We start from the raw sequence: 8,255 nt of genomic DNA, 5'->3' as shown, positions 1-8,255 counted from the left end.
CGGCCGCCGCATGATCCGCGGTGGTCGCGCCCATCTGCGTCAGGCGCTGTACATGCCGGCGCTGGTAGCGGCCCGCTTCAACCCGGATTTGAAAGCCAAGTACCAGGCCCTGCTCGCGGCGGGAAAGCCGGCGAAAGTCGCCCTGACGGCGATCATGCGCAAACTCATCATCTTGGCCAATGCGCTCTTGCGAGATCAGCGAAATTGGTCCCCAAAACCCGCTTGATCAATACGGATACTCTAGCAGTCGATAGTGACGACCATCTCATCTACAACCCCAGAACAGATACCCTGCTCTATGATGTTGATGGAGTCGGTGGACGGGCTGCCACCATTGTCGCTCAGTTCAACAATGTCCGGCTGACTGCCGCCGATATCCTCATCATCTGATCCGATAAGGAAGGTTTGAGAGATCCGGTCCCGGCGGCGCTGCTGCCGGGACCATTTTGATGGGCGATGCCTACGGGATCGTGATGACCGTATGTCGCTCGGGGCTTGAGGTTCGCCGCGGAAAGCGTCACATCCATCTCATGTCGACGACCCCAACACCACAATCCGCTCGAACCCGTCTCATGTTCGCAGGCATTGCCGTTCTCGCCCTGATCGGCGCAGGCGCTGGATGGTATGGATTTTCCCGCAATCACACCGATGTCGCCGCAATCGGCGAATGCCGCGCTGCGCAGGCGAAAACCACCAGCCTGAAGCCGCTGGCAAAGGGCGAGATTGCCGCTCTTAATGTGAACTCCACGCCCAAGCCGCCGCCGGTAATCGCTTTCACAGGTGGAGAGGGGCAGCCCATGAGCCTCGCCGATTTCCGTGGCAAGACCATCCTCGTCAATCTCTGGGCGACCTGGTGCGTGCCGTGCCGTGAGGAAATGCCGGCCCTCGACAAACTCCAGGCGGAACTAGGCGGCAGCGACTTCCAGGTGGTCGCCATCAACGTGGACACGCGCAATCCCGACAAGCCGAAGGCCTGGCTTCAGGAGAACGGCATCAAGAACTTGGCCTATCATGCCGATCCGGCCGGCAAGCTGCTTCAGGTGCTGCAAAAATCGGGTCATGTGGTCGGGCTGCCGACCACCTTCGTGGTCGATCCGGCAGGCTGCGAGATCGCGATCCTCAAGGGCCCGGCGGAATGGGCCTCGCCCGATGCACTGGCCTTCGTGCGGACGGCTTTGGGACGCAGTTAGAACCGGAAAGCGCCCTCGGCATCGGGCTGGCCGAACTCGCCCGAGAAGCCGGGCTTCGAGAGCCGCCAGGGGCGATCCATGGCGTGCCGGGCCTTGCCTCGTTCGAGCAAGCGTGGCGTACCGTCGGCCAGGATTTCCTCGATTACCAGGAAGCCCAGGCCCTGCAGTGTCACGCAGGCCATCTTGGTGGCGAGGTCATCGGCGGTCACGGACAGGGATCCTGCCGCGTAAATCCGCTCCAGAAGGGTCTTGGGATGATGCGCTACCTTTGCGCGCGGCTTGAAGGCGACGACATTCGTTTCCGGCTCGACCATGGATAGCCCCCATTTTCAGGCCACCATGTTTTGTTTTTGTATGGCGGCTCGTGAACGATCAGGCTGGCATTGTGCCGGAAACTAAGCCGTTTAAGGAATGCGACATTTAACGCCCCTCCGTTCGAAGGGAGCGGGGCTGTTTGGATAACAAAAAAGCGGGGTCAAACCCCCGCTTCTTGTCGTCTTAGGATCAGGGCGCGCTCAGGCGCTCTGCTGAACCTGAATGCCCTTGTCGGTGAAGAACTGCTGCAGCTCGCCGGCCTGGAACATCTCGCGGGTGATGTCGCAACCGCCGACGAATTCGCCCTTCACGTAAAGCTGGGGAATGGTCGGCCAGTTGGAATAGTCCTTGATGCCCTGGCGGATGGTCTCGTCCTCGAGGACGTTCACGCCCTTATAGGGAACGCCGAGATAGTTGAGGATCTGGACCACTTGCCCTGAGAACCCGCACATGGGGAATTGCGGCGTGCCCTTCATGAACAGCACCACGTCGTTGGACTTCACTTCGTTGTCGATGATCTGGTTGGCGTCAGCCATTACGTATCTCCTGCTCCAGGCGGTCAAGGCGCCGGGTTCGTCTCTCAATTGTCGGGTGCCAGCGTCGTCAATGCAAGGGCGTGAAGCACGCCGCCCATGCGGCCTTGCAGCGCCGCATAGACCATCTGGTGCTGCTGGACCCGGGATTTTCCTTTGAAGGCGGAGGAGGTGACGGTGGCGGCGTAATGATCGCCGTCGCCCGCCAGATCCTTGATCTCGACCACCGCATCGGGGAGGGCGGCCTTGATCATGCTCTCGATATCGCGTGCATCCATGGGCATGGACTAAACTCCTTATGACTTGCCGGTCATGTATTCGGGCAACCATGCCTCGTGAGCGCTTTTGAGCTGCTTCACGGATATGGCCTGCTGGCCCGGCAGAATCAACGAATCGCCACCGGTGACGCCCAGCGTGACGGCGGGAATGCCGAGAGCGCCTGCCTCATAGAGAATGTCGGCTGCCACATCCTCATCGACGGCGATGAGATAGCGGCCCTGATCCTCGCCGAACAGGAAGGCATGGAGCGGCAGCCCTTCCGGCATCGCGGTGACCTCTGCGCCGACGCCGCCGGCCATGGCCATTTCGGCGAGCGACAGGGCGATGCCGCCGTCGGAGAGGTCGTGAACCGTCTTGACCTGACCGGAGCGGATGAGCTGACGGATGAAGTCGCCGTGGCGCTTTTCCTGGGCCAGATCCACCGGCGGCGGAGCGCCTTCCTCACGGCCGCAGACATCGCGCAGATAGATCGACTGGCCGAGCCAGCCTTGAGTCGCGCCGATGAGAACGATGAGTTCCCCCTCGCTCTTGAAGGCAATGGAGGCGTTCACCGTCACATCGTCGAGCACGCCGACGCCGCCGATGGCGGGGGTCGGCAGGATGCCCTGACCGTTGGTCTCGTTGTAGAGCGAGACGTTGCCGGACACGACGGGGAAGTCGAGCACCTTGCAGGCCTCGCCGATGCCTTTCAGGCAGCCGACGAACTGGCCCATGGATTCAGGCCGCTCGGGGCTTGYGAAATTGAGGTTGTCGGTGATCGCGAGAGGCAGGCCGCCGACAGCCGTGATGTTGCGCCAGGCTTCCGCCACCGCCTGCTTGCCGCCCTCGAACGGATCGGCCTCGCAATAGCGCGGCGTCACGTCGGTGGTGAGCGCGAGACCCTTCGGGCCGTCCTCGACGCGCACGATGGCGGCGTCCCCGCCCGGCGTCTGCACGGTGTTGCCGAGAATCAGGTGATCGTACTGCTCCCACACCCAGCGCTTGGAGCACTGGTCTGGCGAGCCAACGAGCTTCAGAAGCGCTTCGGCCTCCGACATCGGCGCCTTCACGCTGTCGGGCGTAATCACGGGCCGTTTCGGGCTTTCCACCCACGGACGATCATAGAGCGGAGCTTCGTCGCCGAGTTCCTTGATCGGAAGATCGGCCTTCACCTCGCCTTGGTGCTTGATGACGAAGCGGAGTGTGTCGGTGGTCTTGCCGATGACGGCGAAGTCCAGGCCCCACTTGTGGAAGATGGCCTCGGCCTCCTTCTCCATGCCGGGCTTGAGCACCATGAGCATGCGCTCCTGGCTCTCGGACAGCATCATCTCGTAGGCGGTCATGCCTTCTTCGCGGCAGGGCACTTTGTCGAGATCGAGCTCGACGCCGAGATTGCCCTTCGCGCCCATCTCCACGGCGGAGCTGGTGAGTCCGGCGGCACCCATGTCCTGAATCGCGATCACCGCGCCGGACTTCATGAGTTCGAGGCAGGCTTCCAGCAGAAGCTTCTCGGCGAAGGGGTCGCCGACCTGCACGGTGGGACGCTTCTCGTCCGATGCATCGTCGAACTCGGCGGAGGCCATCGTCGCGCCGTGAATGCCGTCGCGGCCGGTCTTGGAACCGAGATAGACGATCGGATTTCCGACGCCGGTGGCCTTCGCATACCAAATCTCGTCCGTGCGGGCGAGCCCGACCGCCATCGCGTTGACGAGGATGTTGCCGTTGTAGCGCTTGTCGAAACCGACGCTGCCGCCGACGGTCGGCACGCCGAAGGAATTGCCGTAGCCGCCGATGCCCGCAACCACGCCCGACACAAGATGCGGGGTCTTGGGATGATCCGGCTCGCCGAAACGCAGGAAGTTGAGCGCCGCAATCGGGCGCGCGCCCATGGTGAACACGTCACGCAGGATGCCGCCGACGCCCGTCGCCGCGCCCTGATAGGGCTCGATGAAGGACGGATGGTTGTGGCTCTCCATCTTGAAGATGCAGGCGAGCCCATCGCCGATATYGATCACGCCCGCGTTCTCGCCGGGGCCCTGGATGACCCACGGCGCCTTCGTCGGCAGGCCGCGCAGATGGAGGCGCGAGGATTTGTACGAGCAATGCTCGTTCCACATGGCGGAGACGATGCCGAGCTCGGTGATGGTCGGCGTGCGGCCGATCAGCTTCACGAAGCGCTCGTATTCGTCAGGCTTCAGCCCGTGCTCCTTGACCAGCTCCGGGGTGATGGCGACGTCGTTGCGGATCATCGGGATCTCTGTGCTTTTAAGCATTCTTAGGCGAAGTGGGAACCGGTTCGCCGCCCGAAGAATGCGATTACATTCAATGCTCAGGCAGCGCGGGAAAAAGACGAAACGAGGCTCTCGAACAGGCCGCGCCCATCGGTGCCGCCCACGAGGTCTTCGATCAGGTTTTCCGGATGGGGCATCATGCCGAGCACGTTGAGCTTGTCGGAATAGATGCCGGCAATCGAATTCATGGAGCCGTTGCGGTTGGCATCCGCCGTCACATGGCCCTGCGCATCGGAATAGCGGAAGGCGACGAGGCCATCGCCTTCGAGGCGCTTCAGGGTTTCCTCATCCRCCGTGTAGTTGCCCTCGCCATGCGCCACGCAGACATCGATGGCCTGGCCACTGGCGTAGTTTTTCGTGAAGGCGGTGTCGTTGCGCTCCACCTTCAGGAACTGGCGATGGCAGATGAACTTGAGGTTCGCGTTGCGCATCAGGATGCCGGGAAGCAGGCCCGACTCGCAGAGGATCTGGAAGCCGTTGCAGATGCCGAGCACGAGGCCGCCGCGCGCCGCATGAGCCCGCACCGCATCCATCACGGTCGCGCGGCCCGCAATGGCGCCGCAGCGCAGGTAATCGCCATAAGAAAAGCCGCCAGGCAGGACCACGAGATCCGTACCCTTGGGCAACTCGGTTTCAGCATGCCAGACCTTCTCGACCTGCGAGCCGGCTGACTTGAGCGCCCGCAGCACATCGCCTTCGCGATTGGAGCCGGGGAAAACGATGACTGCGGATTTCATGCCAGCCTCACGCGATCTCGACGCGGTAGTTTTCAATCACGGTATTCGCGAGCAGCTTCTCGCAGGCGGCCTTCAGGGCGGCCTCGGCCTGCGCCTTGTCGGCGGTCCCGAGCTCAATGTCGAACACCTTGCCCTGGCGGACGCCGGCGATGCCGTCCACGCCGAGGGACTTCAAGGCGCCTTCGATGGCCTTGCCTTGGGGGTCGAGAACGCCGTTCTTGAGGGTGACGGTGACGCGAGCTTTCATGGGGGCCTCGGGCTGTTTCAAGATTTGCCCAACGCCATAAAGCCATTAGCCGTAAGAAACAACGTCTTCAGACGCCCAATTCACGGGCAGCGACTTCACGAACCGTTTGCTCGACGATTTCGGCAGTCTGGCCGATGACCAGAACCACGTCCAGATCCTCGCCAGACCGCCTTCCAAGGGCCGCTCCATAGGCAGGCGGCTTGCTTCCGTCGGCGGGGGCGAGCGTGATGCTAAATCCCGGAATGGGCGCATTGCGCAGGCGCTCGACGGTGATCGTGCTTTTAACCGGCTTCTTGCGGTCCACGGGAGAGCGCAAAGCCCGCGCGAGGCGCTCCGGGTCCTTGAGCAGGGCTTCCGTCACCTGGGCGTCCCGGCCTTTGAGGCGAACGACGCTCACAGCGAGGCCTGGGCTGCATTCCGGCGGGGCGCAGAAGGAGAGGGCGATGGGCTCGGCCCTTTCCTCGGAGAGCCATTTGCGTAAAGGAAGGGCGCCCCAGGAGGCATCCGCTTGGAGGCCCGCGACGGGGCGGGGGATGTAGTCGCAGCTCGCCAAGGTCATGGTCACGAGCAGGAGAAGGGAGCGGGAGAGCAGGCGAAGAAGCATGACTCTTTTTTAGCCTCAAACCGAGGGCGAGGTCGATGGGCTCGCTTCCTCTCCCCCATAGAGGAGAGGGGAAATAATATTGCCCTTAACAAAAGCCCGGCGCTAAGGCCGGGCTTTGTAGAAATTCAAACGTCGGACCGCTTACTGCACGAGGCGTGGGCCGCCGCTGACGGTGCTCTCGTTCTCGGCCAGGATGCCGAGGCGGCGAGCCACTTCCGTATAGGCCTCCACGAGCCCGCCCATATCCTGGCGGAACCGGTCCTTGTCGAGCTTGTCCTTGGACTTGACGTCCCACAAGCGGCAGGAATCCGGGGAGATTTCATCGGCGACGACGATACGCATCATCTCGCCTTCCCAGAGACGGCCCGTCTCCAGCTTGAAGTCGATGAGGCGGATGCCGACGCCGAGGAAGAGGCCGGACAGGAAGTCGTTGACGCGAATGGCGAGCGCCATGATGTCGTCGATCTCCTGGGGGGAGGCCCAGCCGAAGGCGGTAATGTGCTCTTCCGAGACAATGGGGTCGCCGAGCTCGTTGTTCTTGTAATAGAATTCGATGATCGAGCGTGGCAGCTGGGTGCCTTCCTCGAGGCCAAGACGCTTGGCCAGCGAGCCCGCGGCCACGTTCCGCACGACGACTTCGAGCGGAATGATCTCCACCTCGCGGATCAACTGCTCGCGCATGTTGAGGCGGCGGATGAAGTGGGTAGGGACGCCGATCTCGTTCAGATGCTGGAAGATGTATTCCGAGATCCGGTTGTTGAGCACGCCCTTGCCGTCGATCACTTCATGCTTCTTGGCGTTGAAGGCGGTGGCATCATCCTTGAAGTGCTGGATGAGCGTTCCGGGTTCGGGGCCCTCATAGAGGACCTTCGCCTTGCCCTCATAGACGCGACGGCGACGATTCATAGGCGTATACCGTGGTTTGAGAAAATCCATATTTGCCGTGGGCTCCTGGGTCGAGATGGTGCGGTTCCGCGGCTGGCGTCAAGCGCGGCTTTGGACCGGCGCTCCGCTTAATCCGCAACCTATCCGATCGGTCGGACAAGTACAACGCAGCGCGCTGAATGGCAGGGCAGGCGCCCCTTTGAAGCACCTCATTCTAGATGGGGACGCCATGGCGATCACACGAGTGCGCCCTTATATCGCATAATATTGGACCAAGGAGGAAAGCCTGATGAGCCTATTCAACGACCGAGAAGCCGCCTTCGAGAAGCAGTTCGCCCACGATCAAGACCTTCGCTTCAAGGCGACAGCCCGCCGCAACAAGCTCATGGGCCTCTGGGTTGCCGAGCGCCTCGGCAAGACCGGCCCGGAGGCGGAAGCCTATGCCAAGACCGTCGTCGCGGCGGATTTCGAGGAACCGGGCGACGGCGATGTGCTCCGCAAGGTGCGCCAGGACCTTGAGGGCGCCGGCAAGTCCGTCGATGACGCCGAGCTTGGCAGCAAGATGCAGCAGCTGCTGATCCAGGTGGTTGAGGACATCAAGGCAGGGCGATAGCGTCTTGCAAATGCCCGGCTCCTCATGGAGCCGGGCGACATTCATCACGAGAACAATCCCATGCTGACCAATCCTTCCTTTCCCGACCGCCTGCGGGGCGGAAAGCCCCTGATCGCGGCTTGGTGCGGCCTGCCGGACCCCTCGATCCCGGGCCTTCTCGCCCGCGAGGCTTTCGATGCGGTGACGATCGACATGCAGCATGGGTCCATGGATTTCGCGGCGGCGATCCAGGCCGTCCCCCTGATCGCGGCCGCAGGCAAACCGGCCCTGGTGCGGGTGCCCGTGGGGGATTTCGCCTCCGCCTCGCGCTTCCTGGATGCGGGCGTCTCAGAGTCCGTCCCGTAAATCATGAGCATCGACCCAAGCGGCGGATGAGGAGCATGACGGAAGCGGCGTAGAGGAACGCTCGGGCTGACGTGAGTGTCGCCTCAGGATCCTTCCAGAGCCTGCGATTGCGACTAATCCAGGCGAAGAATCTTTCAACAACCCAGCGGCGTGGGTGTACCGCAAAGCCGACTTGATCAGGCGGCTTTCTGACGATCTCGATTCGGATCGAAGTGGCCTGGGCCGGGGTCTCGCTCG

At 62.5% G+C, this 8,255-nt stretch carries 13 protein-coding genes and 1 pseudogene; 5 read left to right on the top strand and 9 right to left on the bottom strand.

The annotated features are described in order from the left end of the window. The 3 genes from ACXJKO_RS27480 to tlpA all read left to right on the top strand — a co-directional run. Window positions 1–226: transposase (locus ACXJKO_RS27480; protein WP_457094218.1), on the top strand; the 226-nt coding region annotated here is incomplete at its 5' end. Further along, window positions 223–390, top strand: coding sequence for a hypothetical protein (locus ACXJKO_RS27475; protein WP_457094217.1), 168 nt, complete (start codon window positions 223–225; stop codon window positions 388–390). The genes ACXJKO_RS27480 and ACXJKO_RS27475, both read left to right, overlap by 4 nt. Before the next feature lie 59 nt (window positions 391–449). Beyond that, window positions 450–1,190, top strand: a complete 741-nt coding sequence (gene tlpA, locus ACXJKO_RS27470; RefSeq protein ID WP_457094216.1) for a thiol:disulfide interchange protein TlpA — start codon at window positions 450–452, stop codon at window positions 1,188–1,190. Here tlpA and ACXJKO_RS27465 read toward each other — a convergent pair. The 8 genes from ACXJKO_RS27465 to purC form a co-directional block, all read right to left on the bottom strand. Continuing rightward, the gene (locus tag ACXJKO_RS27465; protein ID WP_457094215.1) at window positions 1,187–1,504 is read right to left on the bottom strand and encodes a hypothetical protein; all 318 of its coding nucleotides are present in this window, start codon (window positions 1,502–1,504) and stop codon (window positions 1,187–1,189) included. The genes tlpA and ACXJKO_RS27465 overlap by 4 nt on opposite strands. A gap of 201 nt (window positions 1,505–1,705) precedes the next feature. Further along, complete coding sequence (grxD, locus tag ACXJKO_RS27460; RefSeq protein ID WP_457094214.1) at window positions 1,706–2,041, bottom strand: Grx4 family monothiol glutaredoxin; 336 nt, start codon at window positions 2,039–2,041, stop codon at window positions 1,706–1,708. A 44-nt stretch (window positions 2,042–2,085) separates the two neighbouring features. Beyond that, complete coding sequence (locus tag ACXJKO_RS27455) at window positions 2,086–2,322, bottom strand: BolA family protein (protein WP_457094213.1); 237 nt, start codon at window positions 2,320–2,322, stop codon at window positions 2,086–2,088. A gap of 12 nt (window positions 2,323–2,334) precedes the next feature. Next, window positions 2,335–4,545, bottom strand: coding sequence for a phosphoribosylformylglycinamidine synthase subunit PurL (purL, locus tag ACXJKO_RS27450; RefSeq protein WP_457094212.1), 2,211 nt, complete (start codon window positions 4,543–4,545; stop codon window positions 2,335–2,337). Window positions 4,546–4,625: 80 nt separating this feature from the next. Beyond that, window positions 4,626–5,324, bottom strand: coding sequence for a phosphoribosylformylglycinamidine synthase subunit PurQ (gene purQ, locus ACXJKO_RS27445; protein WP_457094211.1), 699 nt, complete (start codon window positions 5,322–5,324; stop codon window positions 4,626–4,628). Between the two features lie 7 nt (window positions 5,325–5,331). Beyond that, entirely contained in the window at window positions 5,332–5,571 is a 240-nt protein-coding gene (purS, locus tag ACXJKO_RS27440) for a phosphoribosylformylglycinamidine synthase subunit PurS (protein ID WP_457094210.1), read from the bottom strand. Between the two features lie 67 nt (window positions 5,572–5,638). After that, the gene (locus ACXJKO_RS27435; RefSeq protein WP_457094209.1) at window positions 5,639–6,175 is read right to left on the bottom strand and encodes a hypothetical protein; all 537 of its coding nucleotides are present in this window, start codon (window positions 6,173–6,175) and stop codon (window positions 5,639–5,641) included. 141 nt (window positions 6,176–6,316) lie between these two features. Further along, on the bottom strand, window positions 6,317–7,111 hold the full coding sequence (gene purC, locus ACXJKO_RS27430; RefSeq protein WP_457094208.1) for a phosphoribosylaminoimidazolesuccinocarboxamide synthase: 795 nt from the start codon (window positions 7,109–7,111) through the stop codon (window positions 6,317–6,319). Window positions 7,112–7,349: 238 nt separating this feature from the next. Between purC and ACXJKO_RS27425 the strand changes: the two genes are divergently transcribed. Both ACXJKO_RS27425 and ACXJKO_RS27420 read left to right on the top strand, forming a co-directional pair. After that, window positions 7,350–7,673 carry a DUF1476 domain-containing protein gene (locus ACXJKO_RS27425; protein WP_457094207.1) on the top strand — a complete coding sequence of 108 codons (324 nt, stop codon included), beginning with the start codon at window positions 7,350–7,352 and terminating at the stop codon, window positions 7,671–7,673. Between the two features lie 60 nt (window positions 7,674–7,733). Continuing rightward, window positions 7,734–8,018 (top strand): hypothetical protein, encoded by a 285-nt coding sequence (locus ACXJKO_RS27420; RefSeq protein ID WP_457094206.1) that lies wholly within the window; start codon window positions 7,734–7,736, stop codon window positions 8,016–8,018. 1 nt (window position 8,019) lies between these two features. On the opposite strand, the pseudogene ACXJKO_RS27415 reads toward ACXJKO_RS27420, so the two are convergent. After that, window positions 8,020–8,255 (bottom strand): annotated as a pseudogene (locus ACXJKO_RS27415) (IS5/IS1182 family transposase); the annotation flags it as partial.

The organism is Microvirga sp. P5_D2, from assembly GCF_054049475.1.
The sequence above is the reverse complement of the archived record's forward strand: the minus strand, read 5'-3'. Positions and strand labels throughout refer to the sequence as shown.

Excerpts from the sequence above, each read along its gene's own strand:
- ACXJKO_RS27435 (WP_457094209.1), bottom strand. The coding sequence starts at position 6,175 with ATGCTTCTTCGCCTGCTCTCCCGCTCCCTTCTCCTGCTCGTGACCATG.
- ACXJKO_RS27425 (WP_457094207.1), top strand. The coding sequence starts at position 7,350 with ATGAGCCTATTCAACGACCGAGAAGCCGCCTTCGAGAAGCAGTTCGCC.
- purS (WP_457094210.1), bottom strand. The coding sequence starts at position 5,571 with ATGAAAGCTCGCGTCACCGTCACCCTCAAGAACGGCGTTCTCGACCCC.
- ACXJKO_RS27420 (WP_457094206.1), top strand. The coding sequence starts at position 7,734 with ATGCTGACCAATCCTTCCTTTCCCGACCGCCTGCGGGGCGGAAAGCCC.
- tlpA (WP_457094216.1), top strand. The coding sequence starts at position 450 with ATGGGCGATGCCTACGGGATCGTGATGACCGTATGTCGCTCGGGGCTT.
- ACXJKO_RS27465 (WP_457094215.1), bottom strand. The coding sequence starts at position 1,504 with ATGGTCGAGCCGGAAACGAATGTCGTCGCCTTCAAGCCGCGCGCAAAG.
- grxD (WP_457094214.1), bottom strand. The coding sequence starts at position 2,041 with ATGGCTGACGCCAACCAGATCATCGACAACGAAGTGAAGTCCAACGAC.
- ACXJKO_RS27455 (WP_457094213.1), bottom strand. The coding sequence starts at position 2,322 with ATGCCCATGGATGCACGCGATATCGAGAGCATGATCAAGGCCGCCCTC.
- purC (WP_457094208.1), bottom strand. The coding sequence starts at position 7,111 with ATGGATTTTCTCAAACCACGGTATACGCCTATGAATCGTCGCCGTCGC.